Here is a 25,778-nt window from a genome sequence, read left to right on the forward strand (position 1 = left end):
GCTCAGACCAGGCGCGACTTCGGCGAGGTCTCGTACGTCTTCTGCGGGTCGCGCTCGACGACGTCGGCGCCGAGCGCCTCGTCGACCGCGGCCATCGTGTCGGCGTCGAGCGTGACCCCCGAGGCCGTGACGGTGTCGGCGAGCTGCTCGGGGCGCGAGGCGCCGACGAGCGCCGACGCGACGTTGGGGTTCTGCAGCACCCACGCGATCGCGAGCTGCGGCATCGTCAGGCCCGCCTGCTCGGCGACGGGCTTCAGTCGCTGCACCGCGGTGAGGGTGTCGTCGTTCAGGAAGCGCTTGATGAAGGTCGCGCCGCTCTTCTCGTCGGTCGCGCGCGACCCCTCGGGCACCGGCTGGCCGGGAAGGTACTTGCCGCTGAGGACGCCCTGCGCCATGGGCGACCACACGATCTGCGAGATGCCGAGCTCCTCCGACGTCGGCACGACCTTGTCCTCGATGACGCGCCACAGCATCGAGTACTGCGGCTGGTTCGAGACGAGCTGGATGTTCAGCTCGGTCGCGAGGCGGTGGCCCTCGCGCAGCTGCTCGGCCGTCCACTCCGACACGCCGATGTACAGCACCTTGCCCTGGCGCACGAGGTCGGCGAACGTCTGGAACGTCTCCTCCAGCGGCGTCTCGTAGTCGAAGCGGTGCGCCTGGTACAGGTCCACGTAGTCGGTGCCGAGGCGCGTGAGCGACCCGTTGATCGACTCGGTGATGTGCTTGCGGCTGAGGCCGGTGTCGTTGGGACCCTGGGGGCCGGTCGGGAAGTACACCTTCGTGAAGATCTCGAGCGACTCGCGGCGCTGCCCCTGCAGCGCCTTGCCGAGCACGACCTCGGCGGCGGTGTTGGCATACGTGTCGGCGGTGTCGAACGTCGTGATGCCGGCGTCGAGCGCCGCGTGCACCGTCTTGACGGCGGCGTCGTCATCCACCTGCGAGGCGTGCGTCACCCAGTTGCCGTACGTGATCTCGGAGACCTTGAGACCGCTGTTGCCGAGGTAGCGATAGTTGACCATGCGTCCACGCTAGCGGCGGGCGGATGCGGCGGGGCCCGCGCGCCCGGATGCCGGGCGGCCAGGGTCAGGAGACGAGGCCGGCGAGCCCGGCGGCGGGCAGGTGCACCCACCCCTCGCGGCGCGCGCGGCGCAGCTGCGCCGCATCCGGGGGCGTCGTCCGGCCGAGCGCGACCGCCCGGGCGGCGAGAGCGGCGACGACGGCGTCGAACGCGTCGCCGGAGCGGATCGTCAGCGCGTCGTGACCGCCGAGGTCGAGCCACGGCGCCTCGGCCCGCAGCGCCGCGAGCAGCGCCCCACGCGCGTCGGGGTCCACGCGGTAGCGGGTGGTGTCGAAGCCCCACAGCCGCAGGCTCGCGCCCGGGTACACCTCGGCGATGTCGCCGCCGCCCGTGCGATCGACGTCGAGTCCGGTGGCGGCGAGCCGGCCGAGCAGCCCCGCGCAGCGCAGCGCCGTGAGCCCGAGCCGGTCGGTCGACACGCTCAGCGGCCAGCGGCCCGTGCGCGCCCGCACCGCCCGGTCGGTCTCGCGGTATGCCAGCATCCGGCGCCAGTCGCCCCCGCCGTCGGGGGCGACGTCGCCCTCGGCGTGCGCCGACACGAACGCGACGAACGCGTCGGGCCACCCGAGCGCGAAGTCGATGCCGACGCGGTCGGCTCCGGATGCGGCGGCCACGACGCCGGCGTCGGATGCTCCGAGCACGAGCGATTCGACGCGGGCGACGCCGCCCGCCCAGGAGATCGTCGCGACGGCGGTGCCGGCATCCGCCGCCGCCAGATCGACGCCGACGGTGATCACGTCAGGAGACGGGGGTGACCCCGGCGGCGACGATCTCGTCCTCCTCGGTCGCGACGAGCTGCCCGCACGCTCCGTCGATCTCCTTGCCGCGGGTGTCGCGGAGGGTCGTCGGGATGCCGGCGTCGTTCAGGCGCCGCACGAACTCGTTCTGCACCGGCACCTCGGATGCGGTCCACACCGAGCCGGGCGTCGGGTTGAGCGGGATCGGGTTCACGTGCACCCAGCCGCGCCCGCGGGCGTTGAGTTTCTCGGCGAGGAGGTCGGCGCGCCACGCGTGGTCGTTCATGTCCTTGATGAGCGCGTACTCGATCGACACACGGCGGCCGGTCCTGTCGAAGTACTCGCGCGCGGCGTCGAGGGCCTCGTCGACCTTCCAGCGGGAGTTCACGGGGATGAGCTCGTCGCGCAGCTGGTCGTCGGGGGCGTGCAGCGACAGCGCGAACGTCACCGGGATGTCTTCGGCGGCGAGCTTGCGGATCGCCGGGACGAGCCCCACCGTCGACACCGTGATGCCGCGCGCGCTCATCCCGAGGCCGTGCTCCTTGTCGACCATCGTGCGGACGGCCTGCATGACGCGCGCGTAGTTGGCCAGCGGCTCCCCCATGCCCATGAACACGATGTTCGTCACGCGCTCGTCCGCGTGACCGACCTTGCGGGGGTCCTTGAGACCGCCCTCCGCGATGAGCCGGTTGGCGCGCACGACCTGCTCGACGATCTCGGCCGCCGACATGTTGCGGGTGAGCCCGGCCTGGCCGGTGGCGCAGAAGGGGCAGTTCATGCCGCATCCGGCCTGGCTCGACACGCACAGCGTGATGCGGCCGGGGTAGCGCATGAGCACCGACTCGACCAGGGCGCCGTCGTGCAGGCGCCACAGGAACTTGATCGTGTCGCCGCGGTCGGTCTCCAGGCGCCGCACGTCGGTGAGCAGCGGCGGCAGGAGTCCCGCGACGAGCTCCTCGCGCGCGGCGGCGGGCAGGTCGGTCATGTGCGCGGGGTCGGACGTGTAGTGCGTGAAGTAGTGCTTCTCGAGCTGCTTCGCCCGGAAGCCCGGGAGGCCGAGCTCGGTGACCTTCGCGACGCGCTCGGCGTGGGTGAGGTCAGCGAGGTGCACGGGGGGCTTGCCGCGCTTGGGGCTCGCGAACTGCAGCAGCGGGCGCCCCTCGGCGTCCTTCTGCTGCTGCCATCCCTCGGTGCGCGGGCGCACCTGGCGCACGGCGGATGCGGCGTCCCGCGCTCTCTCGGTCATGTCCTCCAGGCTACCGGCGCCCGCCTGCACGGGCCCTGACCGCCGTCATCGCCCGCGAGAACACAACCGCGGCGCGAAAACGCGGCCGGCGCCTGTGGTCTCGCGGCGCCATTGGGTTCTCGCGGGCCGCCCTAGAATGCGTGCATGCCCGCACCCGGAGGGCGCGTCCCTGACACGCTGACATGGTGAGTTCCCCGCGCCGCATCGCCTTCCTCGACGTCGACGGCACGATCCTCGAGCACGGCTCGGTGATCGCGCCGTCGACCGTGACCGCGATCCGCACGGCCCGCGCCAACGGGCACGCCGTGTGGCTGTGCACCGGCCGCGCCGACGGCGACATCCACCCGGATGTGCGCGCCATCGGCTTCGACGGCGCGATCAGCAACGGCGGCGCATACGCGGTCGACGGCGACGGACGCCTCCTCGTGGAGCATCCGATGCCGCGCGCCGACGTCGAGGCGGTCGAGGCGTACTTCCACGCGCACGGCATCGAGTACTTCCTGCAGTCGCACGGCGCGGTGTTCGCGAGCCCCGGCATCGTCGCGATGACCGACGAGTTCTTCCGGCGCCGTCACGCGCAGCGCGCGGCGGAGCTCGAAGCGCGCGGGCTGCCGGTCGACGCGCCGTCGCCGATGATCCGCTTCCGGCCGCTGGCCGAGGTCGACCGCGACCGCGTCGCGAAGGCCGTGTTCGTGAGCCCGGCCGCCGACACCGTCGCGCACTCGGCCGCGGAGCTCGGCCCGCGCTTCCACGTCATCCCGGGGTCGATCCCCCTGCCGGGCGGCTCGAACGGCGAGATCGGCATGACGGGCGTCACGAAGGGGTCGGCGATCCTCGAGGTGCTCGCGCTCCTCGGGCGCGACCCGGCCGAGTCGATCGGCATCGGCGACAGCTGGAACGACGTCGAGATGTTCGAGGTCGTGGCCGACCCGGTCGCGATGGGCAACGCTCCCGCGGAGCTCCAGGCGCTCGCCGGCCGCGTGACGACGACCGTGCTCGACGACGGCGTGCACAACGCGTTCGCCGCGCTCGGCCTGCTCTGACCCGCGAGAACCCATGCGCGACGCGAAAGCCCGGCCGTGCGCTGTGCTCTCGCCGCGCCACTGAGTTCTCGCGGTCAGGGGCGGGGCGCAGGCGCGGGTCAGTCGAGGAAGATGTCGGGGAACAGCGCGGTGTCGGGGGTGCCGGGCACGGCGGCGTAGCGCGAGAAGTCGGTGACCCCGGACTCCTCGAGCACGTCCTCGACGATGAGCGTCTGCCCGGTGAGCTCGCGCGCGGGGCGCGTGAGCACGGCGTACGCCGCATCCGCGTAGATCTCCGGCGTGCGGCTCGCCGCCATGATCCGGTCGCCGCCGAGGATGTTCTGCACGGCGGCGGTCGCAATCGTCGTGCGCGGCCACAGCGCGTTGGCCGCGATGCCATCGCCGGCGAACTCGGCCGCCATGCCGAGCGTCGCCATCGTCATGCCGAACTTCGCCATGCTGTAGCCGGTGTGCGCGCCGAGCCACTTCGGCGTGGTGTTCAGCGGCGGCGAGAGCGAGAGGATGTGCGGGTTCTCGGCCTCGCGCAGCATCGGTATCGCCGCGCGTGAGAGCAGGAACGTGCCGCGCACGTTCACGTCCTGCATGAGGTCGTACTTCTTCGTCGCGAGCTCGAGCGAGCCCGACAGGTCGATGACGCTCGCGTTGTTGACCACGATGTCGATGCCGCCGAATTCGCCGCCGGCCTTCATCACCGCTTCGGTGATGTCGTCCTCCTCGCGCACGTCGCCGACGATCGGCAGTGCGCGACCCCCGGCCTCGCGGATGGCCTCGGCCGCCGTGTGCACGGTGCCCTGGAGCTTCGGATGCGGCGTATCGGTCTTGGCGAGCAGGGCGATGTTGGCGCCGTCGCGGGCGGCGCGCAGCGCGATGGCGAGGCCGATGCCGCGGCTGCCGCCGGACATCAGGATCGTCTTGCCGGCGAGCGAGGTCATGCGGTGCCTCCCGAGGGACGGTTCTCGGCGGATGCGGCGGCGAAGGCCGCGATGCGGGCGGCGGCGTCAGGCGTGCCGAAGGCCGCGCCGATCGTGGCCGCCTCGTCGTCGAGGTTCTCGGCGAATGAGCGGTGCGCGCCGCTGCGCACGAGGCGCTTGGCCTGCCCGAACGCGGCGGTCGCCCCGTCGAGCCAGAAGCGCGCGACCTCGTCGGCGCGCGCGGCGACCGCCTCGGGGGCCACCACCTCGGCGACGAGCCCCCACTCGAGCGCCTCGGCGGCGCTCAGCATCCGGTCCTGCAGCAGCAGCTGCAGCGCGCGGCGCTGGCCGACCGCGGCGGGCAGCAGCGTCGAGACGCCGAGGTCGGGCGTCAGGCCGATGTTCGCGTAGCGGCTGACGAAGCGGGCGTTCTCGGCGGCCACGATGTAGTCCGCGGCGAGCATCAGACCGAGGCCGCCGCCGGCGACGGCCCCCTGCACGGCCGCGACGACCGGCACGGCGGAGTCGACGAGCGCGCGGATCCCCTCGTGGATGACGTGCGCGGCGGCGGTCACGTCGGACCCCGAGGCGCCCGACGTCGCCATCGCGACGACGTCGCCGCCCGCGCAGAAGGCCGAGCCCGCCGCATCCAGGACGACCGCGCCGATGCCGTCGGCCGTGGCGGCGCGGGCGGCGTCGCGCCACTGCGCGCCCATCTCGAAGTCCATCGCGTTCAGCGACGCCGGGCGGTGGAACGTGATGCGGGCGAGGGGCCCGTCGATGCGGAGGAGGACGCTGTCGCTCATCGCGGCGCCATCCGGATGGCGCCGTCCAGGCGGATCGTCTCGCCGTTGAGGTAGCCGTTGTCGACGATCGCGGCGACGAGCGCGGCGTACTCGTCCGGCGTGCCGAGCCGCGACGGGTAGGGCACCTGCTGGCCGAGCGAGTCCTGCGCGGCCTGCGGGAGACCGCGCAGCATCGGGGTCTCCATGATGCCGGGCGCGATCGTGACGACCCGGATGGCGTGGCGAGCGAGCTCGCGGGCGATCGGGAGCGTCATCGCGTGCACGCCGCCCTTGCTCGCCGCGTACGCCGGCTGCCCGATCTGCCCGTCGAACGCCGCGACGCTCGCGGTGCTGACGATGACACCGCGGTCGCCGCCCTCGGCGGGGTCGGTCCGCGCGATGACGGCGGCGGCCTGCGCGATGACGTTGTACGTGCCGACGAGGTTCACGCGCACGATCCGCTCGAAGGCGTCGAGCGGCGTCGGCGTACCGTCGCGGTCGAGCACCTTGCCGGGCGGGGCGATGCCCGCGCAGTTGACGACGACGCGCAGCGGCCCGAGCGACGCCGCCGTCGCCACGGCCGCCGCCACCTGTCCGGGGTCGGTGACATCCGCCGGCGCGAACGCGCCCTCGAGCTCTCGCGCCACCTCTTCGCCGGCGGACGACGGCAGGTCGACGATCGTGACGCGCGCCCCGGATGCGGCGAGCCGCCGCGCGGTCGCCTGTCCCAGCCCGCTCGCGCCGCCCGTGACCAGCGCGCTCGCTCCCGCGATGTCCATGATCGTCTCCGTTCGCCGTCGAAACCCGGTCCCACCATAGCCGGGACCGGGTCCCGTCGTCTCGTCCATCCGAGGCGCACAGCATTCCGGACGTTCGGCGCCGGAGCGCCCGGATGCGTGCGGCCCCGGAGCCTCCGGCAGGTCTGTCCGGCATGTTGTGCGCGCGCGGCAGGATGGAGGCGTGGGTGTGCGCATCGAAGAGGTCGCGGTCGACGACGAGCGCGCGCGGGCGATGCGGGCGCTGCTGGATGCCGAGCTGCACGCGCGCTACGGACCCGTCGAGGCCGGCGAGCCGGCCGAGGTGACGGACGCGCGCCGCGAGGCGCTGCGCGTGCATCCCGACGACGTCGTGGCGACGTGGCTCGCGCTCGACGACGCCGGCGACCAACCGCTCGGCCACGTCATGCTGCGCCGCCTCCCGCGCGAGGAGGGTGCCGCCGAGTGGGAGCTCAAGCGGCTCATCGTCACCGACGCCGCGCGGCGCCGCGGCGTCGGCCGTGCCCTCACCGCCGCCGTGCTCGAACGCGCCCGCGCGGGCGGCGCGCGGCGCGTGATCCTGCAGACGGGGGCGCCGCAGCCCGAGTCGATCGCGCTGTACACCGCCGCGGGTTTCACGCCGATCCCCGTCTACGAGCCGTACATCGCGACGATGGGCGGGTCGCTGTGCTTCGAGCGGCTGCTGTGACCCGCCCCGCCCTCGCCGCGGCGCCCGACCCCGCGACGCCGCCGCCGCCCGTCGTTCGCGCCCTCGCCGGCGCCGCGTCGCTCGAGGCGGTGTGGCGCAACGGGTACGGCGGGCTCACCTTGCGGGCGACGGATGCCGACGGCATCCGCTACATCAAGTGGGGTCCGCGCAATGCCGAATCCACGATGGCCGGCGAGGCCGAGCGGCTGCGGTGGGCGGGCGCGTTCACGCTCGTGCCCCACGTGCGCGCGGAGGGCGGCGACGACACACACGAGTGGCTCGTGACCGACGCGCTGCCGGGCCGCTCCGCGGTCGATCCGCGGTGGGCCGCCGAGCCGGCCACGGCGGTCGCGGCGATCGGCGCGGGGCTGCGCGCTCTCCACGACGCGCTCCCGGTCGAGCGGTGCCCGTTCGACTGGGGCGTGCCTCACCGGCTCCGCACGGCCGCCGGGCGCGGCATCGACGTGCCGGCGCAGCTGCGCGCGGCGCCGCCGGTCGACCGGCTCGTCGTCTGCCACGGCGACGCGTGCGCCCCCAACACGCTCGTCGGCGACGACGGCGCGTGGACGGCGCACGTCGACCTCGGCGCGCTCGGGGTGGCGGACCGGTGGGCGGACATCGCCGTGGCGGTCCTGAGCGTGGGCTGGAACTTCGGCCCCGGGTGGGACGGCGCGCTCCTGGACGCGTACGGCATTGCGCCCGACCCCGCGCGGCAGGCGTACTACGGCGCGCTGTGGAACGCGACCTGATCCCTCACCCCGGGAGGTCGTGCAGGCGCAGCTCCTCGTGGTCGAGGTCCTCCTGCACGCGGAGGAAGACGCCGTCGTCGATGCGCTGCGTCGCGCGCGGCCGCTCGAGCGCTGCGCGCTTGCGCGCGATCGCCTTGAGCCGCAGCGCTCGGGTGCCGGCGGCGTCGCCGCTGGTGCCGTGATCGTCGAGGGCGTGCTCCAGCTGATGACGCACGCTCGCGCGAACCTCGGCGGATGCGCCGGTGGCGGCCGCGTCCGCATCGAGCCCGTCGAGCGCGTGGCGGGTCATCGTCGTCACCGCCAGCTCGAACTCCTTCTGCTCGGTGTCCTCCGCGGGGATGCGCGCGCGCTGCACGACGAGGGGCAGGGTCGCCCCCTGCACGACGAGGAGGAGCACGATGACCCCGAACGTCACGGCCACGAGGAGCTCCCGGTCGGGGAAGTCGGCTCCGTCGGCCACAACGGCCGGCACCGACAGGGCTGCGGCCAGAGACACCGCGCCGCGTAACCCGCCCCACACGATGACCGCGCGGATGCGGAACGGCACGCGGCGCTCGCGCTGCGACGGGCGCCGGTCGAGCAGCCGGATGAGCGGTGCCATCACGGTGACCCACAGCAGCCGGACCACGAAGACCGCCGCCGTCACGGCGAGTGTCAGCAGCAGCGCACGCACGCCGTCGCCGTGGACGTAGATGTCGATGACCGTACGGGCCTGCAGCCCGATCAGCACGAACAGGGCGCCGTTGAGGACGTAGCTGGCCACGCGCCAGAAGTCGAAGCCGAGCGTGCGCGACTGCGCCGTCACGACCCGCGACAACACGACGCTGAGCGTCAGCCCGCCCGCGACGACGGCGACCACGCCCGATCCGCCGAGCATCTCCGCCGGCAGGTACAGGATGAACGGCGTGACCACCGAGATCGTCGCCGAGAGCTGCGGCTGCCGCGCGACGCGGCGGAGGAGACGCGAGGGCGCTCGCGTCGTTGATGAGGCTCTCGCCGCGCAGCATCGTGTCCAGCCGCCGCGGCAGATGCGGCGTCATCGCGGCGACCGCCGTCGCATCCGTCGGCGACAGGACGGCACCGAGCACGAGGGCGACCGGCAGCGCGAGACCCAGGATGGCGCCGATGCCCGTGATCGCCGCCGCGGTCGCGACGACGAGACCGATGCTCAAGAGCAGGATCACGCGCAGGTCGTAGCGGAAGCCGTGCACCGAGATGTTCAGCGCCTCCCAGTACAGGAGGGCGGGCAGGAAGATGTAGAGCACGATCTGGGGCGGCAAGGTGATCTCGCCCCACTCGGGCACGAAGCTCACGAGCACGCCGATCGCGACCCACGCCCACGGCGCCGGGATCTTCAGATACGTGCCGGCCAGTCCGCCGGCGAGCACGGCGAGCCCGAGGATGACCGCGATCTCGAGGCCCTGCACGAACGTCGCCTACTCTTCCGAAGACCCGCGGCACATGCCCGTCAGGGTGGCGGCGCGCCGCCCGCCGGCACCACCTGAGGCGCATCCGGTCGCCCTGCGCTCGCCGTTCGGGGCGCGGATCGCTCGCCGTTCGGGGCGCGGATCGCGCGGCCGGGGCGCGGATCGTGCGCCCCGACGGACGGGACGCGCCCCGAACCCGCCGGAGCGGGCCGGGGCGGCTTCAGAGGCCGAGGATCGGCCGCCACGCGCCGACGGCGACGGAGACGACGACGGATGCGGCGGCGATCGCGAGCGCGACGGCGACGAGCACGGCGTCCCGCGCGTGCAGCCGCGACGGGCGCGCCCACGTGCGCGGCACGGGCGCGCCGAAGCCGCGTGCCTCCATGGCCGTGGCCAGGTGCGAGCCGCGCCGGATCGCCAGGACGAGCAGCGCGAAGGTCTGGCCGAGGAAGCGCCGCACCCGGCCGGTGTCGGCGACGCCCCGCGCGCGGCGGGCGAGCGCGAGCTCGCGCCAGTCCTCCACGAGCAGCCCGACGAGGCGCAGGCCCGCGAGGCCCCCGATGACGAACCGCGCGGGCAGGCGCAGGATCTGGGCGAGCCCGTCGGCGAGGTCGGTGGGGTCGGTCGTGGCGAGCAGGAGCACGCTCGGCACCGCGATCGCGAGCACGCGCAGCACGATGGCCACGGCGAGCTGGATCGATCCGTCGCTCACCCGCAGCACGCCCCACTCGACGTACACCGCCCCCGACGGCCGGCCGTAGAGCGTCGTGGCGGCGCCCGCGATGAGCGCGCCGACGGCGATCGGCCACGTCCGCAGCCACACCTCGCGCGCGCGGATGCCGGTCACGGGCACGAGGGCGAGCACCGCGACGAGCGTGACCCCCGCCGACACCGGGTCGATCGAGGCGAGGAGCGCAGCCGTGAGCACGAGCGTCGCCGCGAGCTTCGCGACCGGGTTCAGCCGTGCGAGCACCCCGTCGCGCGGCCCGAGCATGACGAGGCTCACGCGCGCACCTCGTCCGTGCGCCCGCGCGGCGCGGGGAGCGCGGAGAGGTCGTCGGCGAGCGCCTCGACGAGCGCGTCGTCGTGGGTCACCACCGCGACCGCCGCGCCCCGCGCCCGGACGTCCTCGATCAGCTCGGCGATCTCGCGCCACGTCACCGCATCCTGGCCGAACGTCGGCTCGTCGAGCACGAGCGCACGCGGGGCGGATGCGAGCATCGCCGCCACCGTGAGCCGCCGCTTCTCGCCGCCCGACAACGTGAACGGGTTGACGTCCGCCAGCCGCGTGAGACGCAGCCTCTCGAGCAGCTCGTCGACGCGGCGGCCCACCGCATGCGGGTGCTGTCCGAGGGCGCGGGGCCCGACCGCGAGCTCGTCGCGCACGCGCGCGGTGAGCAGCTGATGCTCGGGCTCCTGGAAGACCATGCCGATGCGGGTGAGGAGATCGCGGGCCCGCCAGCGAGACGGTTCGGGGCCGAGTCCGCCCGCGAGCGCCGGCGCGGCGCGCACGCGACCGCCCGCGGGGGGCAGGAGCCCCGCGAGGGTGAGCGCGAGCGTGGACTTCCCGGCGCCGTTCGGCCCCGTGATCGCGAGCGTGCGCCCCGCACGCAGCTCGATGTCCACGCCGGATGCGACGGCGTCGGCCGTGCGGGCGCCGAGGCGCCGGCGCCCCACCGCGAGCCCCTCGGCGCGCAGGAGCGTCTCCCCCGAGCCGGCCGGGCCGCGCGCGAGGGCGATGTCCCGCCCCGGCACCCACACGCCGGCCGCGGCGAGCGCCTCGCCCTCCCGCGCGAACACGGTTGCGGGGTCGCCGTCGGCCAGGACGCCCCCGGCAGCCTCCGGCGAGAGCACGATGACGCGGTCGACGCCATCCGCCCACAGCGCGACGCGGTGCTCGACGACGACGAGGGTGGCTCCGGATGCCGCGCACGCGCGCACGACCGCGTCGCGCACCTCGACCGCGCCGGCCGGGTCGACGTTGGCGGTGGGCTCGTCGAGGAGCACGAGGCCCGGGCGCATCGCGACCACGCCGGCCAGCGCCAAGCGCTGCTTCTGCCCGCCCGACAGCCGCGCGGTGGGGTGGTCACGCGCGACGGCGAGCCCGACGGCGGCGCGCGCCTCGTCGACGCGTGCCCAGAGCTCCTCGCGCGGCACGCCGAGGTTCTCGCACGCGAAGGCGATGTCGTCGCCGGCGCGCGCGAGCACGACCTGGGCGTCGGGGTCCTGGAGCACGAGCCCCGCGCGGCCGCGCGCCCGCTGCGGCGGCGCGCCGTCGACGAGCAGCTCCCCGGCGGCCTCGCCGTCCTCGGCGTCGCCGAGCACGCCCGCGAGCGCGCGCAGCAGCGTGCTCTTGCCGGCACCGCTGGCGCCCAGCAGCAGCACGCGCTCGCCGGGGGCGATGTCGAGGTCGAGTCCCTGCACGGCCCAGCGACGGCGTCCGGCGTGACGCCAGCCCCACGCGCGGGCGCGGACGCCGGCCGGAACGACCGTCACGCCGCGTCGGGTGCGGCCTCGCGGGTGCGGTGCTCGCGCCCCGCCGCGAACCGGTCGAGCGCGCCGGTCGCCGCGAGCGCCCGCATCAGCAGCCACGACACGAGACCCGCGAGCAGCACGCCCGACACGATCGCCGAGACGCCGTAGACGATGCGCGCCTCGATCGACAGCGCCGCGACGGATGAGAAGAACGTGTCCAGGAGCGCGACCGCGACGCCCGCGAGCGCGCCGGAGACCAGCGCCGCCGCCAGACGCCAGCTCGCGTACGCGAACAGCGCGAAGCCGAGCTCGGCCGCGAGCCCCTGCACGACGCCCCAGATGAGCGTCGTGAACCCCCACTGCGTGCCGATCGCCATCGACACGACGGCGGCGACGACCTCGGCGTACACCGCGGCACCGGGCTTGCGGATCACGAGTCCTCCGAGCACCCCGGCGAAGAGCCATCCGCCGGCGAGCAGCCCCGACAGGCCCGGCGTGAACGACAGCGCGGTGTCGAGGGCGGGCCAGGCCTGGCCCCACAACCAGAACACGACGCCGGCGGCGACGCCGATGACGCTGGCGACGACGATGTCGACGACGCGCCAGCGGTAGCGGCTGGTGCCGGTGGCGACGGACGTGGACGTGGAAACGTGCATCATCTCTCCTCCCTGCGCCGGCATGACCCGGATCAGGTTCGACGGTCGAAGCGTGGGTCGCTTCCTCTCAGCCCGGCTCACCGGACTCCCGTGGTTTCGCGCCGAGTATACGCCTGCGGGACCGGTACCGTAGGGCGGGTGACCACCGACGCGCCCCCGCCCACGCGGCGCGCGCTGCGCACGGGGAGCATCCCGACCCTGGCCGACGGCGCGGCCCGCTCGGACGCGCCGGCCCCGGATGCGGCGCCCGCCGCCGACCCCGTCGCCGCCGTCGACGCCGCCCTGGCCGATCTGCGCATCGACCTTCCGCTTCCGGCGGCGGAGTCCGCACCCGCCGAGTCCGTGACCGCCCACGACCCGGGAGCGGCGCCCGTCGCACCGGTCGCCGCATCCGCGCCCGTCGCGCTGCGCTGGGTCGACGAGCGCACCGTCGCGACCCCGACGGGGGTCACCCCGGTGGTCGCACCCGACCTGCTCACCGGCGTGCGCCGCCGGCGGTCGCCGCTGCGCCCGGGCGTGCTGCTGCCGATCGGCTTCCTCCTCGTGGTGGTGCTCGTGTACGGCGCGACGATGCTGCTGTGGCCGCTGAATTCGCTGACCCCGCAGGTCGAGGCGGTCGCGGTGCAGCCGTCCGCCGCACCCGCGGCCGCACCCGCGTGGCCCGCGCAGGGCAGCGCCGCGATCTCGGTCTCGGGCATCGGCTCGGCCTCCTCCGGCGGCGACGCGCGCGCGATCGCGAGCATCACGAAGGTCGTCACGGCGCTCGTCGTGCTCGACGCGAAGCCGCTCGCCGTCGGCGAGTCCGGCCCCGAATACCGCTTCACCGCCGCCGACCGCGCGCGCTACTGGCAGTACCGCGCGAACGGCGAGTCGGCGCTGGACGTGCCGGTCGGCGGCACGCTCACGCAGTACCAGCTGCTCGAGGGCATGCTCATCGGCTCGGCCAACAACTACGCCGACCGCCTCGCCGGCGACCTGTGGCCCTCCGACGCGGTCTACGCGCAGGCGGCACGGTCATGGCTCGCCACGCACGGGCTGCCGGGCATCACGATCGTCGATCCGTCGGGCATCGAGGCGGGCAACACCGCGACCCCGGAGGCGCTCCTCGCCCTCGGCGCGAAGGCGATGGCCAACCCGGTCATCTCCGAGATCGTGCGCACGCAGTCGGTCGAGCTCCCCGGGGCCGGCAGCGTCACGAACACGAACCCGCTGCTCACCGACCCCGGCTTCGTGGGCATCAAGACCGGCACGCTCGACGCGTACAACCTGCTCACCGCGAAGGACGTGCAGATCGGCGACACGACGGTGCGCCTGTACGCCGCGGTGCTCGGCCAGCCCGACGCGACCGCGCGCGACGACGCGACCCGCGCCCTGTACACCCAGACGGAGACGGAGCTGCAGCTGCGGCCGTCGGTCACCGCGGGCACGGTCGCCGGCATCGTCGAGACACGCTGGGGCGAGCGGGTCGACGTCGTCACGGCCGAGGACGCCGCGGTGGTGCAGTGGAACGGAGCGGGCGCCGCCGCATCCGCCGCCTTCGACCGCGGCGACCGCGACGCCGCCGGAGATGTCGTCGGAACCCTCACCGTCACCGGGCCCCTCAACGCCGCGAGCGTCGACCTCACGCTCGCCGACGACATCGAGGGTCCGACGCCGTGGTGGCGCCTCACCCACCCGCTCGACCTCCTGGGCCTGAACGGCTGACCCCCCCCCCCGGCCCGGCGGCCACCCGCCGGCACCCGCGCGCCGGATACAGGCGAATCGGCCGAGATCAGTACGGATGCGGCGGAATCGTCCTGCATCCGACCGATTCGCCCGCTGCGGGCAGCACGAGCGGGCGGCGTCAGACGTGGCGGACGCGCTGCTGCAGCCGCGAGCGCACGTCGAACAGCTCCGTGCCGCCGATCTCGCGCGCGCCGGCGACCCCCTGGCGCAGGAGCGTGGCCAGGGCGCTGCGAGACGCCACGGCCACCGGGGTGCCGCGCACCTTGCCGAGCTGCGTGATGGCGTCGAGCACGTCGCCGTCGGGGAGCACGACGATCGCGCCGCTAAAGCGCACGCCGGCCACGCGCGCGATGTGCCGCGCACGGGTGACGAGCTGCGTGACGGGCGACCCCGACACGTGCGGCCCGACGATCTCGCCCTTGCGGAAGCCGACGGCACCGCCGAAGTCCTCCGACAGGACGGCGTACAGCCCGCTGGGCCCGAGCACGATGTGGTCGATCTTCTCGTCCGCGTCGGCGTCGCGCGACGCGTCGACGTCGTGCCACACGGTGTAGCCCATGCCGAGGTCGGCGACGATGCGCGCGGTGGCCTCCTCGGCGAGCGCATCGGCCAGGAGGTGCCGCAGGTCGTGAGGCGCCGAGCGCACGAGCGCAGGGTCGTACGGATCGGGCAGGTCGACGCCGCGGCCGGCCCATTCGCGCACCAGCGTGAGGTACCGCTCGCGCCGCCACCCGCCCGGCTGGCCGTACACGCGCGCCCGTGGGCGGGTGTCGGCGCGGGGCGCGCTCGTGCGCGGGCCCGCCCACTCGGGGGCGGATGCACCGCGCCCCCGGTCGTACGCGACGCGTGCCTCCGGCGTGCCCACGAGCTCCCACGCGCGCTGCACCTGCACGAACACCGCGGCGTCGCCGCCCGTGTCGGGGTGCGTCTCGCGCAGCCGCTGCCGGTAGGCCCGCCGCAGCGTCTCGTCGTCGGCGTCGGCCGCGACGCCGATCACCTCGTACGCCGAGGCCGAGACGGGACTGTCGAACACGTCGTTCAGGCTAACCGCGCCCGGATGTGGGGCGGCTGACCGTTCGCTCACGGCGCGCGTAGGCCGCAGCGCTCCGGCTGGACAGGGCGAGGAGGATCAGGATGTCGAGGGCGATCGTGATGTAGGTCGTCTCGATGCGGATCTCCTGCCCCGCCGACCACCAGCCGACGAACGCCGACACGATCGAGGCGGTCGAGAAGACCAGGACGAGCACGCGCGGGATGTTGCGTCCGCGCAGGATCAGCACGCCGAGCACCGCCTCGAAGACCACCCCGGCGCCGACGATCGCCCACACGATCGCGAGGAGCACGCTCGTGTCGAGGTCGCCCTCGACGCTCACCGTCGGCGCACCGCGGACCCCGGAGTCGCCGGTCGGGCCGCCGTTGAACAGCGACGCCGCATCCGCGAGCTCGGTCCACCCCAAGACCGCGCTGAGCACCCACAGCGCCCCGGCGGCCGCGCGCAGCAGCACGAGCGCGGAGCCGGCCACGATGCTCGCGGGCCGCGGCATGTCGGCCGGCGCGTGCGTGGGCGCGACGAGCGCGACCGGCGGCTCGAACGCGGGCCGCTTGTCGGGTACGCGCTCGGGGCTCACGTCGTCACCTCCGCCGCGTCGCCGCGGGCCCCGGCCGGCGTCGCATCCGCGGAGCCCGAGGCCGCCGCATCCGTCACGCCCGCCGCATCCGTCGAGCCCGCGATCGCCGCAGCCGTCACGCCGGTGACGTCGACGATCGGCAGGTCGCCGTCGGTGCGGATGCTGTCGCCCCCGCCGTTGCGGGCGTGGTAGCCGGTCGAGAAGTCGCGGATGACGTCGAGCCGCACGCGCGGATCGGCGCCGGTGAGCGAGGAGACGATGTGATCGCGCTCGATGTCGGTGTCGGCGTCGATGCGGTGGGTCACCTGCAGCGTGAACAGCGACAGGCCCACCGACGTGTCGAACGTGCCGGCCGCGAGCCAGTCGACCCGCCGCCCGCCCGGGAGCAGCCAGCCCTCGGGGCATCGCCAGAACCGCACGTGGTGCCGCTGGGCCGGGTTGCCGTCGACCTCCTGCTGATAGGCGAAGTCCTGCTGCCGGCCGAACAGGAACAGCGGGCTCACGGGCGCCTCGGTGTAGCTGCGGCGCGACAGCGTCGAGGTGATGATGCGCCACGACGACCCCAGCGTGACGGGGTCGGCGCGCGTCCATCCTGCCGCGGCGAGCGCCCGCTCGATCTGCGCCGCCTCGCCCATGAAGGCGAGGTTCACGGGGTCGCCGAGCAGTCCGTCGCTCGTGCGCGTGCGGCCGATGAAGTAGTCCGGCACGTACACGGCGGTCAGGATGCGGTGCAGCCGCGGCAGCACGAGGTAGGCCAGGAGCACCCAGAAGCCGACCGCCATGGCGATCCCCGCCCAGCCGAGGTGGAACGTCTCGGTGAGGCTCAGATACGCGAGCCACACCGACGCGAGCCCCGCGAAGACGAAGAAGAACCAGTCGAGGATGGCGCCGCGCGAGTAGCGCCGCGGCCTCCTCGACCGCGCCATCAGTCGGCCCAGAGCGGGAAGGGCGGCTCGAACGCGAACGCCGAGTCGACGAGGTCGGGCGCGAGGCCCTCGGCGTCCGCCGGCTGCCACCGGGGCGAGCGGTCCTTGTCGATGACCTGCGCGCGGATGCCCTCGACGAGATCGGGCTGGGTCGCGGCGAACCACAGCACGAGCCGGTACTCCTGCGCGAGCGCGGCCCGCAGGTCGGGCAGGGTCCGTGCGCGGCGGACGGCGGCGAGGGTCACCGCGAGCGCGGTGGGCGAGAGGGTCGCGAGCTCGTCGGCGGTCGCGGATGCCTCGGGCTCGGGGCGCGCGCGCAGGCGCTCGACGATCTCCGGCACGGTGTCGGCGGCGAAGGCGTCGTCGATCCACGGGCGGGACGCCGCGAGCCGCGACGGGCCGGGCGTCTCGTCGAACAGGAGCACGATCTCGGCCGGCCCGGTCGGGTCGGCGCGTGAGGCGAGCGCCTCGCGCAGCGCATCGAGGTGGCCGCTCGGGACCAGCCGGTCGGCGAAGCCGGCGTACAGCGCGTCGGCCGCGTCCATCGACGCACCGGTGAGGCCGAGGTACTCGCCGATGCGACCGGGCGCGCGGGCGAGGAGCCACGAGCCGCCGACGTCGGGCGTGAAGCCGATGCGCGTCTCGGGCATCGCGAGCCGCGAGCGCTCGGTCACGACGCGCAGGGCCGCGTGGCCGGCCAGGCCGATGCCGCCGCCCATCGTGATGCCGTCGGCGAGCGCGACGACGGGGATCGGCGACTCGGCGATCGCGGCGTTGAGGTGGTACTCGTCGTGGAAGAAACGCGCGGCGTCGGCGAGCCGCCCGGCCGAGACCTGCTCCGACAGCTGGCGGATGTCCCCGCCCGCGCACAGACCCCGATCACCCGCGCCGTCGAGCACGACGACGTCGACCTCGCCCTCGCGTCGCCACGCGTCCAGGGCGGCCGCCAGGTCGCCGATCATCCCATAGGACAGTGCGTTCAGAGCGCGCGGGCGGTTGAGGGTGAGATGACCGACGCTGCGCACGCGTCGTGCGAGCACGGGCGCCTCCGCCGCATGCGGCTGCCGTCCTGCGTGCTCCCGATCCGCCGTCTCCGCCACGCCGCCACGCTACCGAAGACACGTCCGCGAGGCGGGATTCCCGGGAATTCCCGCGCGATCCGGGAAGATGGGGGTGCATCCGAACACCCAGGAGAGGCCTCGCCATGCCCGACGGACAGGTGCTGGAGTTCTCCGGCGTCACCAAGCGGTTCGGCACCGTGACCGCGGTGTCCGACCTCAGCGCGCGCGTCGAGCCGGGTGTCGTGACGGGATTCCTCGGCCCCAACGGCGCCGGCAAGACGACGTCGCTGCGCATGCTGCTGGGGCTCGTGCGCCCCACCTCCGGCATGGCCACGATCGGCGGGCAGGCGTACGCGCACGTGCGCGAGCCGCTGCGCACCGTCGGGGCGGCGCTCGAGGCGTCGAGCTTCCACCCCGGCCGCTCGGGCGCGAACCACCTCCGCGTCTCCGCGCAGGCCGCGCGCATCCCGCTCTCGCGCGTCGACGAGGTGCTGGGGCTCGTGGGCCTTGCGGATGCGGCGGGCCGGAAGGTCGGCGGCTACTCGCTCGGCATGCGGCAGCGGCTGGGACTGGCGACAGCGCTCCTCGGCGACCCCGGCGTGCTCGTGCTCGACGAGCCCGCGAACGGCCTCGACCCCGAGGGCATCCGCTGGATGCGCGGGCTGCTGCGCACCCTCGCCGAAGAGGGGCGGACGGTGCTCATCTCGTCGCACCTGCTCGCCGAGGTGCAGCAGACGGTCGACGCGCTGCTGATCATCGCGAACGGGTCGCTCGTCTTCCAGGGCGGCATCGAGGAGCTCGCAGAGGCCTCCGACCACGCCACGGTCGTCGACGCCCCCGACCGCCCTGCGCTCATGGCCGCGCTCGAGCGCGCCGGCCACGCCTACGACGTGCTGCGCAACGGCCTCACGGTGCGCACCGCCGAGCCCGACGAGGTCGGCGCGATCGCCGCGGCCGCGGGCGTCGCCCTCTCGAGCCTGCAGCGACGCGGCGCGACGCTCGAGGACGTGTTCCTCGGCCTCGTCAGCGGCACGGTGCATCTCGCCGGCAGCGCCGCAGCCGCGGCGAGCGGCGCGGACGAGGCCAGCGGCGCGGAGGCGGCGGACACCGGACCGCAGGGCCCGGTGGACGAGCCCGCCGCGGTCGCCGGCACCGCGCTCGCGACCCTCGCGCCCGCGGCGGATGCGGACGCGCGGCCGCAGGGCGCTTCCGCGGCTCCGGAAGCGCGCGCCGCGGACCGGAGCCCCGCTCGCGCAGAGCCGCCCACGTCGACGGCGTCGTTCGCCGTGGCGAGCACGGGCGTCATCGACATCGTCCCGCCCGCCACCGATGACGAGGCGTGGCTCGACGACCGCCGGGCGACGCCCGACGCCGTGCCCGGCAGCGCCGCCGAGGGCGCCGACGACGTCATCGCCGCCCCCGACGAGCCCGCACCCGTCGACCCGGATGCGGCGCCCGAGACCGCGACCGACGGGCCGGCGCCCCTCGCATGGCGTCCGGAGCCGATGTCGTCGCCCGAAGACCGGCCCGACGAGGAAGGGGACCCCCGATGAGCCTCGTCGCCGCGACCCGCTCCGAGCTCACGAAGGTCTTCACGACGGCCGCGTGGTGGATCCTCGGGCTCGTCCAGCTCGTCTACATCGGCCTGTTCGCGGGCGGCTTCGGCTTCCTCCTCGGCGCACTCGCGTCGGGCCGCCTCACGGGCGGCGCGGGAAACGCGCCCGTCCTCCCGCCGGGTCTCGTCCCCTCGATCGTCTACAGCATCGCGACGTCGTTCGGGTACGTCTTCCCGCTCCTCATCGGCGCCCTCATGGTCACGAGCGAGTTCCGCCACAAGACGCTCACCCCGACGTTCCTCGCCGTCCCGGCGCGTGGCACGGTCCTCGCCGCCAAGGTGCTCGCCGGCGTCGTCATCGGACTCGTCTTCGGCGTGATCGGCGTCGTGTCGACGGTGCTGCCCGGCGCCCCCGTGCTCGCCTCCCTGGGCCTGGAGACCGGCCTCGGCTCCTCCGACACGTGGGCGCTCCTCGGCCGGATGCTCGTCGCGTTCGCGCTGTGGACGCTCGTCGGCATCGGCGTCGGCTCGGTCGTGCGCAACCAGGTCGTGGCGATCGTCGTCGTGCTCGCCTTCACGCAGTTCGTCGAGCCGATCGCGCGCCTGGCCGGCGGCTTCGTCGAAGCCCTCGAGCCGGTCGCGCGGTTCCTCCCGAGCGCCGCATCCGACGCCCTGGTGGGAGCGAGCGCGCTGTCGATCAGTCTCCCCAGCGCCGCCGACCCGCTGCCCTGGTGGGCGGGCGGACTCGTGCTGCTCGGCTATGCCGTGGTCTTCGTCGTGCTCGGCGCCGTCACGACGTGGCGCCGCGACGTCGACTGAGCCGCCGCATCCGGCGAGGGCTCAGGCCGGCGCGACGACGGGACGCTTGACGCGCGGCTTCGCGGGCTTGGCGAGCACCGCGACGTCCTCGGGCTCGTCGGCGACGTCGTCGAGCTGCAGCGCGCGCAGCAGCGCCACCCCGTGACGCGTCGTCAGCACGAGGCGCGCGTACTCGTCGTGACCGTCGAGGTCGATGACGACGCTCGGATGCCGGCGGCGGATCGCGACGAAGTCCTCGCCGAACGCCGACTTCCACGTGCCCATCGCGACCGCGACGGGGAGGTACGTTCCGGGATTGGGCACTCCCCGCAGCCAGGTCCAGGCGTCATCCGTCCGCTGCACGCGCACGATCTGCTCGCGCGGCACCGCGATGTTGCGGCGACGGAACGACAGCGCGCGCTCGACGGGCGAGAGCACGACCTCCAGCTGCGTCGAGTCGAGCAGCAGGGTCACCATGCGTCCAGTCTGCCAGCGGTGTCGCGGCGACATGCGGGGGGATGCTCACAGCTCGGCAACGTTTCGCCGCGACCCCCGCCCGGTGGGACGGGAATAGGGTGAAGGGATGACTTCCGGCAGCGCCGCGCCGCCCGTCCCGCCGCGGCCCGCGTCGATCGACGTCGTGCTCGAGCGCGCGGCCTCCGGTGCCGCGCTCGGCGTCGAGGAGACCGAGCTGCTGCTCTCGGCCGAGGAGTTCGACGCGCTGCTGGACGCCGCATCCGCCGTGCGCGACGCGGGCCTGGAGGCCGCCGGGCGCCCGGGCGTCATGACGTACTCCCGCAAGGTGTTCGTGCCACTCACGACCCTGTGCCGCGACCGCTGCCACTACTGCATCTTCGTGGACACCCCCGGCCAGCTGCTGCGCAAGAACAAGCCCGCGTTCATGTCGCCCGAGCAGGTGCTCGCGGTCGTGCGCCAGGGGCAGGCGCTCGGATGCAAGGAGGCGCTCCTCACGCTCGGTGACCGCCCCGAAGACCGCTGGCCCGAGGCCCGCGCGTGGCTCGAGGAGCACGGCTTCGCCTCGACGCTCGACTACGTCGGCCACATCGCGCGGCTCATCACGGCCGAGACCGGCATGCTCGCGCATCTGAACCCCGGCGTCATGACGCACGACGAGCTCGGGATGCTGCGCCCGACCGCACCGTCGATGGGCATGATGCTCGAGACGACCTCGCGCGACCTGTTCGCCCAGCCCGGCCGCGTGCACTACGGCTCGCCCGACAAGGACCCGGCCGTGCGGCTGCAGGTGATCGCCGACGCGGGACGCCGCCGCATCCCGTTCACGACGGGGATCCTCGTCGGCATCGGCGAGACGGTGCGCGACCGCGCCGAGTCGCTCGTCGCGATGCGCGACCTGCACGAGGCCTACGGGCACGTGCAGGAGGTGATCGTGCAGAACTTCCGCGCGAAGCCGAAGACCGCGATGCAGGGCGCCCCCGACGCCGACCTGCGCGCGTACGTGCAGACGGTCGCTGTCGCGCGGCTCGTCTTCGGACCGCGCATGCGCATCCAGGTGCCGCCGAACCTGTCCGACGCGGGCGAGTTCGGCCTCCTCGTGCGCGCGGGCGCCGACGACTGGGGCGGCGTCTCGCCGCTCACGGCCGACCACGTGAACCCCGAGCGGCCGTGGCCGCAGATCGACGAGCTCGCGCGCCTCACCGCCGACCTCGGCTTCACGCTGCGCGAGCGGCTGACGGCGCATCCGGAGTTCGTCCGCGACGCCGACACGTGGATCGATCCGGCCCTCCACGCCCCCGTCGCCGCCCTCGCCTCCCCCGACGGCCTCGCCGCCGATGTGCGGCCCGCGACCGCGCGGGCCTCCGACGCGGCAGGCGCGCAGAATTCAGGCTCAGCGGCATGGCAGTCCCCGCGCGCCGGCCACGAACGCCCGCTCAGCCTGAATTCTGCGCGCCGGCTGGCCGAACGCGCCGCAGTCGACCCCGAGACGCTCGACGACGCCGAGTGGGAACGGCTGCTGACCGCGACCGGCGCCGACCTCGACGCCGTGACCGCCGCCGCCGACGACCTCCGCCGCTACACGGTGGGCGAGGCCGTGACGCTCGTGGTCAACCGCAACCTCACCTCGAGCGGCTTCCGCGCCGCCGGCCGCGGCGGGCCGGGCGAGTTCGGCCTCGACGACGTCGCGGCCATCGCCGCCGACGCGGCCGGGCTGGGCGCGACCGAGCTGTGCGTGCAGGGGATGCTGCCGGCGTCCGAGGATCCGGAGGCGTATCTCGAGCTCGTCCGCGCCGTGCGCGCGGCCGCGCCCGCGCTGCACGTGCACGCGTACCGCCCGCAGGACGTGCGCGACCTCGCCGACCGGGGTGGTCTCGGCCTCGACGGCGCCCTCGCCGCGCTCCGCGACGCCGGCGTCGGCACGGTGCCCGGCACCGGCATCAAGGTCGCGAGCGAGCGCGTCCGCGCGCTCGTCGCCCCGGGCGACCTCGAGATCGACCGGTGGGTCGAGGGCATCACCGCCGCCCACCGGGCCGGGTTCCGCTCGACGTCGGTGCTGTTCTACGGCCACGTCGAGACCGCCGCGGAGCGGATCGCGCACCTGCGGCTGCTGCGCCGCATCCAGCACGACACCGGCGGGTTCACGGAGTTCGTGCCGATCCCCCTTCCCGGACACGGCACGCCCCTCGTCGCCGGCCGCCGCCCGATCGACGAGCACCGCGCCATGGTCGCGGTGTCGCGGCTGCTGCTGTCGGGCGCGATCCGGCACATCCAGATCCCGTGGACCCGCGTCGGCCGCGACGCGGCGGCCACGCTCCTGGGCGCGGGCGGCGACGACCTCGGCGGCACGCTCCTCGACGGCCGCGTGCTGCCCGACACCGGCATCGAGCACGGACTCGAGCTGCCGGCGGCGGATGCGGCGCGCCTCGCGCAGCGCCTCTTCCGCCCGTTCCGTCTGCGCACGACCGACTACGGCACGCCCGCCGCCCCCCGACAGGCTCAGGGACCGGGGGCGGACGCGTGATCCGCACGGGGGTCGCGATCGTCGGCGCGGGCTTCGCGGGCATCGGCATGGCCATCGCGCTGCGTCGCGCGGGACGGGACGACTTCGTGCTGCTCGAGCGCGCGGCATCCGTCGGCGGCACGTGGCGCGACAACACCTACCCCGGCGTCGCGTGCGACGTGCCGTCGCACCTCTACGGGTTCGCGACGCACCCGAACCCCCGGTGGTCGGCCACGTTCGCGCCCGGCGCCGAGATCCACCGCTACCTCGTCGACGTGGTCGCCCGCGAGGGCCTCGATCCGCACCTGATGCTGCGCACGCCGCTGCAGCACGCGCAGTGGGACGCCGACGACGCCGTGTGGCACGTCGACACCGGCGGCGAGCGCGTCGTCGCAGACAGTCTCGTGCTCGCGTGCGGCCGCCTGACCGAGCCGTACGTGCCCGAGATCCCGGGGCTGGAGTCCTTCCCGGGCCCGATCTTCCACACCGCCCGCTGGGATCCGTCGGTCGTCACCGCCGGCATGCGCGTCGCCGTCGTCGGCACGGGCGCCAGCGCCGTGCAGCTCGTGCCGGAGCTCGCGCGCGCGGGCGCCGACGTGACGCTCTTCCAGCGCACGCCCGCGTGGATCGTCCCCCGCGGCGGCCGCGCCTACACCGACGCCGAGCAGGAGCGCTTCGCGGCCCAGCCCGGCGAACTCGCGCGCGTGCGCGCCGACCTGTACGCCGAGGGCGAGGCGCGGTTCGCGTCGCGCTCCGGCGACGCCGCCGCATCCGCCGCCGCGCGCGACGCCGCGCTCGCCCACCTCGCCGCGCAGGTCGGCGACCCGGCGCTGCGCGCCGCGCTCACGCCCGACTACGCGTTCGGGTGCAAGCGCGTGCTGCTCTCCGACGAGTTCTACCCCGCGGTGGCCTCGGATGCGGTGACCCTCGAGCCCTCCGCGCTCGCAGCCGTGTCGGGCGCCACCCTCCAGGCCGGGAGCGGACGCCGGCACAACGCCGACGTGCTGGTGCTCGCGACCGGGTTCGCCGCGAGCGAGCAGCCGTACGCGTCGCTCGTCCACGGCGAGGACGGCGCGAGCCTCGCCGAGCACTGGCGCGGGGGCATGACGGCGTTCGGCTCGACGGTCGTGAGCGGCTTCCCGAACCTGTTCGTCCTCAATGGGCCGAACGCGAGCCTCGGCCACAACTCGGCCGTGCTCATGATCGAGGAGCAGGCCGCGTACGTCGTGCGCGCGCTCGCCCTCCGTGAGCGCCTCGGCGCCGCGGCCCTGCGCGTGCGGCCCGAGGCGGAGAACGGCTACACCGCCGAGATCGCCGCCGCCGCCGCATCCACCCCGTGGCTCACCGGCGGCTGCCGCAACTGGTACGTCGACCCGCGCTCGGGCCGGCTGACGCTGCTGTGGCCCGGCACCGTGCAGGCGTTCCGCGAGCGGCTGGCGGCCGCCGACGGATCCGAGTTCGAACCCGTCGCCGCCGGTGCGCGGCACGGGAGGCAAGGGGAAACATGACCGCGCAGCCCATCCGGTTCGGATACAAGGCCTCGAGCGAGCAGTTCGGGCCGAACGAGCTGATCGAGTTCGCGGTGCTCGCCGAGGAGATGGGTTTCGACTCCGTCTTCCTCTCCGACCACCTGCAGCCGTGGCGCCACGACGGCGGCCACGCCCCCGCCGCGCTGCCGTGGCTCGGCGCGGTCGGCGCCCGCACGTCGCGCATCGTCATGGGCACGTCGGTGCTCACGCCGACGTTCCGCTACCACCCCGGCGTCGTCGCGCAGGCGTTCGCCACCCTCGGCGTGATGTACCCCGGCCGCGTGATCCTGGGCGTCGGCACCGGCGAGGCCCTCAACGAGGTGACGCTCGGCCTCGAGTGGCCCGAGCCCCCCGAGCGCTTCCAGCGCCTCAAAGAGGCCATCACCCTCATCGAGCAGCTGTGGGACGACGAACGGGTCACGTTCGACGGCACCTACTACTCGGTGAAGGATGCGACGATCTACGACCGTCCGCCGGCCGACCAGAAGGTGCCGATCTACATCGGCGCGTCGGGCCCGGCGGCCACGCGTCTGGCCGGCCGCATCGCCGACGGCTACATCACGACCAGCGGCAAGGCGCCGGAGCTGTACACCGACACGCTGCTGCCGGCGCTCCACGAGGGGCTGCAGAAGGCCGGACGCCCGGACGACGCGATCGACACGCTCATCGAGGTCAAGGTCTCGTACCACCCCGACCACGACACCGCGATGGAGAAGACGCGCTTCTGGGCGCCGCTCGCGCTGTCGGCCGAGGAGAAGCGCGACGTGCACGACCCGATGGAGATGCAGCGCCGCGCCGACGAGCTGCCGATCGAGCGCGCCGCCTCGCGGTTCATCGTCTCGACCGACCCCGACGAGCACGTCGAGCGGATCGCGCAGTACGTCGACCTCGGCTTCCGTCACCTCGTGTTCCACGACCCGGGCGAGGACCAGGCCGAGTTCCTGCGGATGTACGGCGCGGAGATCCTCCCCCGCCTGCGCACCCGCTTCGCCTGACACCCCACCGCCC

At 74.5% G+C, this 25,778-nt stretch carries 25 protein-coding genes and 1 riboswitch; of the genes, 10 read left to right on the top strand and 15 right to left on the bottom strand.

Annotated features, from left to right (window positions below; translation table 11 throughout):
• Positions 1–2: 2 nt before the first annotated feature.
• From EI169_RS15065 to rlmN, 3 genes are all read right to left on the bottom strand, one after another.
• A complete protein-coding gene (locus EI169_RS15065; RefSeq protein ID WP_125133043.1) occupies positions 3–1,019 on the bottom strand; it encodes an aldo/keto reductase family protein in 1,017 nt (338 codons plus the stop codon).
• Positions 1,020–1,083: 64 nt separating this feature from the next.
• Complete coding sequence (locus tag EI169_RS15070; protein ID WP_125133044.1) at positions 1,084–1,815, bottom strand: DUF429 domain-containing protein; 732 nt, start codon at positions 1,813–1,815, stop codon at positions 1,084–1,086.
• A 1-nt stretch (position 1,816) separates the two neighbouring features.
• On the bottom strand, positions 1,817–3,061 hold the full coding sequence (gene rlmN / locus EI169_RS15075) for a 23S rRNA (adenine(2503)-C(2))-methyltransferase RlmN (RefSeq protein ID WP_125133045.1): 1,245 nt from the start codon (positions 3,059–3,061) through the stop codon (positions 1,817–1,819).
• A gap of 182 nt (positions 3,062–3,243) precedes the next feature.
• Between rlmN and EI169_RS15080 the strand changes: the two genes are divergently transcribed.
• On the top strand, positions 3,244–4,104 hold the full coding sequence (locus EI169_RS15080; protein ID WP_125133046.1) for a Cof-type HAD-IIB family hydrolase: 861 nt from the start codon (positions 3,244–3,246) through the stop codon (positions 4,102–4,104).
• 98 nt (positions 4,105–4,202) lie between these two features.
• On the opposite strand, the gene EI169_RS15085 is transcribed toward EI169_RS15080, so the two are convergent.
• From EI169_RS15085 to EI169_RS15095, 3 genes are read right to left on the bottom strand one after another with little or no spacing between them, the layout of a single operon-like run.
• Positions 4,203–5,036: an NAD(P)-dependent oxidoreductase gene (locus tag EI169_RS15085; RefSeq protein ID WP_125133047.1), complete on the bottom strand. Its 834-nt coding sequence runs from the start codon at positions 5,034–5,036 to the stop codon at positions 4,203–4,205.
• The gene (locus tag EI169_RS15090; protein WP_125133048.1) at positions 5,033–5,821 is read right to left on the bottom strand and encodes an enoyl-CoA hydratase-related protein; all 789 of its coding nucleotides are present in this window, start codon (positions 5,819–5,821) and stop codon (positions 5,033–5,035) included. The genes EI169_RS15085 and EI169_RS15090 overlap by 4 nt, the downstream gene beginning before the upstream one ends.
• Positions 5,818–6,579, bottom strand: a complete 762-nt coding sequence (locus tag EI169_RS15095; RefSeq protein WP_125133049.1) for an SDR family NAD(P)-dependent oxidoreductase — start codon at positions 6,577–6,579, stop codon at positions 5,818–5,820. The genes EI169_RS15090 and EI169_RS15095 overlap by 4 nt, the downstream gene beginning before the upstream one ends.
• Positions 6,580–6,760: 181 nt before the next feature.
• Between EI169_RS15095 and EI169_RS15100 the strand changes: the two genes are divergently transcribed.
• Together EI169_RS15100 and EI169_RS15105 are read left to right on the top strand one after the other, a co-directional pair.
• Positions 6,761–7,264, top strand: coding sequence for a GNAT family N-acetyltransferase (locus tag EI169_RS15100; protein ID WP_240640486.1), 504 nt, complete (start codon positions 6,761–6,763; stop codon positions 7,262–7,264).
• Positions 7,261–8,013: an aminoglycoside 3'-phosphotransferase gene (locus EI169_RS15105; protein WP_125133050.1), complete on the top strand. Its 753-nt coding sequence runs from the start codon at positions 7,261–7,263 to the stop codon at positions 8,011–8,013. Before EI169_RS15100 ends, EI169_RS15105 begins: the two co-directional genes overlap by 4 nt.
• Positions 8,014–8,017: 4 nt before the next feature.
• Here EI169_RS15105 and EI169_RS16650 read toward each other — a convergent pair whose 3' ends face one another.
• The gene (locus tag EI169_RS16650; RefSeq protein WP_125133051.1) at positions 8,018–8,926 is read right to left on the bottom strand and encodes a cation:proton antiporter; all 909 of its coding nucleotides are present in this window, start codon (positions 8,924–8,926) and stop codon (positions 8,018–8,020) included.
• Between EI169_RS16650 and EI169_RS16945 the strand changes: the two genes are divergently transcribed.
• Positions 8,919–9,518: a hypothetical protein gene (locus tag EI169_RS16945; RefSeq protein ID WP_276312893.1), complete on the top strand. Its 600-nt coding sequence runs from the start codon at positions 8,919–8,921 to the stop codon at positions 9,516–9,518. The genes EI169_RS16650 and EI169_RS16945 overlap by 8 nt on opposite strands.
• Before the next feature lie 142 nt (positions 9,519–9,660).
• On the opposite strand, the gene EI169_RS15120 is transcribed toward EI169_RS16945, so the two are convergent.
• From EI169_RS15120 to EI169_RS15130, 3 genes are all read right to left on the bottom strand, one after another.
• Positions 9,661–10,434, bottom strand: a complete 774-nt coding sequence (locus EI169_RS15120) for an energy-coupling factor transporter transmembrane component T (RefSeq protein WP_125133525.1) — start codon at positions 10,432–10,434, stop codon at positions 9,661–9,663.
• Positions 10,435–10,442: 8 nt separating this feature from the next.
• Complete coding sequence (locus tag EI169_RS15125; RefSeq protein ID WP_240640487.1) at positions 10,443–11,936, bottom strand: ATP-binding cassette domain-containing protein; 1,494 nt, start codon at positions 11,934–11,936, stop codon at positions 10,443–10,445.
• A complete protein-coding gene (locus tag EI169_RS15130) occupies positions 11,933–12,571 on the bottom strand; it encodes an ECF transporter S component (RefSeq protein ID WP_125133052.1) in 639 nt (212 codons plus the stop codon). Before EI169_RS15130 ends, EI169_RS15125 begins: the two co-directional genes overlap by 4 nt.
• Positions 12,564–12,673, bottom strand: a riboswitch (TPP riboswitch). Its footprint overlaps the gene before it by 8 nt.
• A gap of 36 nt (positions 12,674–12,709) precedes the next feature.
• On the opposite strand from EI169_RS15130, the gene EI169_RS15135 reads away from it, so the two are divergent.
• The gene (locus EI169_RS15135; protein ID WP_125133053.1) at positions 12,710–14,275 is read left to right on the top strand and encodes a D-alanyl-D-alanine carboxypeptidase; all 1,566 of its coding nucleotides are present in this window, start codon (positions 12,710–12,712) and stop codon (positions 14,273–14,275) included.
• 139 nt (positions 14,276–14,414) lie between these two features.
• Here the strand turns inward: EI169_RS15135 and EI169_RS15140 are convergent, their stop codons facing one another.
• The 4 genes from EI169_RS15140 to EI169_RS15155 are packed head-to-tail and all read right to left on the bottom strand — an operon-like array spanning position 14,415 to position 17,950.
• Positions 14,415–15,329: a DnaJ domain-containing protein gene (locus tag EI169_RS15140; RefSeq protein ID WP_125133054.1), complete on the bottom strand. Its 915-nt coding sequence runs from the start codon at positions 15,327–15,329 to the stop codon at positions 14,415–14,417.
• A gap of 10 nt (positions 15,330–15,339) precedes the next feature.
• Positions 15,340–15,924 carry a hypothetical protein gene (locus EI169_RS15145; RefSeq protein ID WP_125133055.1) on the bottom strand — a complete coding sequence of 195 codons (585 nt, stop codon included), beginning with the start codon at positions 15,922–15,924 and terminating at the stop codon, positions 15,340–15,342.
• Complete coding sequence (locus EI169_RS15150) at positions 15,921–16,850, bottom strand: LssY C-terminal domain-containing protein (protein ID WP_125133056.1); 930 nt, start codon at positions 16,848–16,850, stop codon at positions 15,921–15,923. Before EI169_RS15150 ends, EI169_RS15145 begins: the two co-directional genes overlap by 4 nt.
• The gene (locus tag EI169_RS15155) at positions 16,850–17,950 is read right to left on the bottom strand and encodes an enoyl-CoA hydratase/isomerase family protein (RefSeq protein ID WP_125133057.1); all 1,101 of its coding nucleotides are present in this window, start codon (positions 17,948–17,950) and stop codon (positions 16,850–16,852) included. The genes EI169_RS15150 and EI169_RS15155 overlap by 1 nt, the downstream gene beginning before the upstream one ends.
• Before the next feature lie 104 nt (positions 17,951–18,054).
• Here EI169_RS15155 and EI169_RS15160 point away from each other — a divergent pair, with 104 nt between their 5' ends.
• Both EI169_RS15160 and EI169_RS15165 read left to right on the top strand, forming a co-directional pair.
• Positions 18,055–19,464 (top strand): ABC transporter ATP-binding protein, encoded by a 1,410-nt coding sequence (locus EI169_RS15160; RefSeq protein ID WP_125133058.1) that lies wholly within the window; start codon positions 18,055–18,057, stop codon positions 19,462–19,464.
• Positions 19,461–20,285: an ABC transporter permease subunit gene (locus tag EI169_RS15165; RefSeq protein WP_125133059.1), complete on the top strand. Its 825-nt coding sequence runs from the start codon at positions 19,461–19,463 to the stop codon at positions 20,283–20,285. The genes EI169_RS15160 and EI169_RS15165 overlap by 4 nt, the downstream gene beginning before the upstream one ends.
• 21 nt (positions 20,286–20,306) lie before the next feature.
• Here EI169_RS15165 and EI169_RS15170 read toward each other — a convergent pair whose 3' ends face one another.
• Positions 20,307–20,741 (bottom strand): hypothetical protein, encoded by a 435-nt coding sequence (locus EI169_RS15170; RefSeq protein WP_125133060.1) that lies wholly within the window; start codon positions 20,739–20,741, stop codon positions 20,307–20,309.
• A gap of 106 nt (positions 20,742–20,847) precedes the next feature.
• Between EI169_RS15170 and cofG the strand changes: the two genes are divergently transcribed.
• From cofG to fgd, 3 genes are read left to right on the top strand one after another with little or no spacing between them, the layout of a single operon-like run.
• A complete protein-coding gene (gene cofG, locus EI169_RS15175) occupies positions 20,848–23,262 on the top strand; it encodes a 7,8-didemethyl-8-hydroxy-5-deazariboflavin synthase CofG (protein ID WP_125133061.1) in 2,415 nt (804 codons plus the stop codon).
• The gene (locus tag EI169_RS16730) at positions 23,259–24,749 is read left to right on the top strand and encodes an NAD(P)/FAD-dependent oxidoreductase (protein WP_205783845.1); all 1,491 of its coding nucleotides are present in this window, start codon (positions 23,259–23,261) and stop codon (positions 24,747–24,749) included. The genes cofG and EI169_RS16730 overlap by 4 nt, the downstream gene beginning before the upstream one ends.
• Positions 24,746–25,765 (top strand): glucose-6-phosphate dehydrogenase (coenzyme-F420), encoded by a 1,020-nt coding sequence (gene fgd / locus EI169_RS15185; protein WP_125133062.1) that lies wholly within the window; start codon positions 24,746–24,748, stop codon positions 25,763–25,765. The genes EI169_RS16730 and fgd overlap by 4 nt, the downstream gene beginning before the upstream one ends.
• The last annotated feature ends 13 nt before the right edge of the window (positions 25,766–25,778 follow it).

Source organism: Microbacterium sp. 10M-3C3, assembly GCF_003931875.1.
Lineage (GTDB): Bacteria > Actinomycetota > Actinomycetes > Actinomycetales > Microbacteriaceae > Microbacterium.

What these genes read in the sequence shown, in the direction of transcription:
- EI169_RS15065 (WP_125133043.1), bottom strand. Translation starts at nt 1,019, where the DNA reads ATGGTCAACTATCGCTACCTCGGCAACAGCGGTCTCAAGGTCTCCGAG.
- rlmN (WP_125133045.1), bottom strand. Translation starts at nt 3,061, where the DNA reads ATGACCGAGAGAGCGCGGGACGCCGCATCCGCCGTGCGCCAGGTGCGC.
- EI169_RS15080 (WP_125133046.1), top strand. Translation starts at nt 3,244, where the DNA reads ATGGTGAGTTCCCCGCGCCGCATCGCCTTCCTCGACGTCGACGGCACG.
- EI169_RS15085 (WP_125133047.1), bottom strand. Translation starts at nt 5,036, where the DNA reads ATGACCTCGCTCGCCGGCAAGACGATCCTGATGTCCGGCGGCAGCCGC.
- EI169_RS15090 (WP_125133048.1), bottom strand. Translation starts at nt 5,821, where the DNA reads ATGAGCGACAGCGTCCTCCTCCGCATCGACGGGCCCCTCGCCCGCATC.
- EI169_RS15095 (WP_125133049.1), bottom strand. Translation starts at nt 6,579, where the DNA reads ATGGACATCGCGGGAGCGAGCGCGCTGGTCACGGGCGGCGCGAGCGGG.
- EI169_RS15120 (WP_125133525.1), bottom strand. Translation starts at nt 10,434, where the DNA reads ATGCTCGGGCCGCGCGACGGGGTGCTCGCACGGCTGAACCCGGTCGCG.
- EI169_RS15130 (WP_125133052.1), bottom strand. Translation starts at nt 12,571, where the DNA reads ATGCACGTTTCCACGTCCACGTCCGTCGCCACCGGCACCAGCCGCTAC.
- EI169_RS15150 (WP_125133056.1), bottom strand. Translation starts at nt 16,850, where the DNA reads ATGGCGCGGTCGAGGAGGCCGCGGCGCTACTCGCGCGGCGCCATCCTC.
- EI169_RS15160 (WP_125133058.1), top strand. Translation starts at nt 18,055, where the DNA reads ATGCCCGACGGACAGGTGCTGGAGTTCTCCGGCGTCACCAAGCGGTTC.
- EI169_RS15165 (WP_125133059.1), top strand. Translation starts at nt 19,461, where the DNA reads ATGAGCCTCGTCGCCGCGACCCGCTCCGAGCTCACGAAGGTCTTCACG.
- EI169_RS15170 (WP_125133060.1), bottom strand. Translation starts at nt 20,741, where the DNA reads ATGGTGACCCTGCTGCTCGACTCGACGCAGCTGGAGGTCGTGCTCTCG.
- cofG (WP_125133061.1), top strand. Translation starts at nt 20,848, where the DNA reads ATGACTTCCGGCAGCGCCGCGCCGCCCGTCCCGCCGCGGCCCGCGTCG.
- fgd (WP_125133062.1), top strand. Translation starts at nt 24,746, where the DNA reads ATGACCGCGCAGCCCATCCGGTTCGGATACAAGGCCTCGAGCGAGCAG.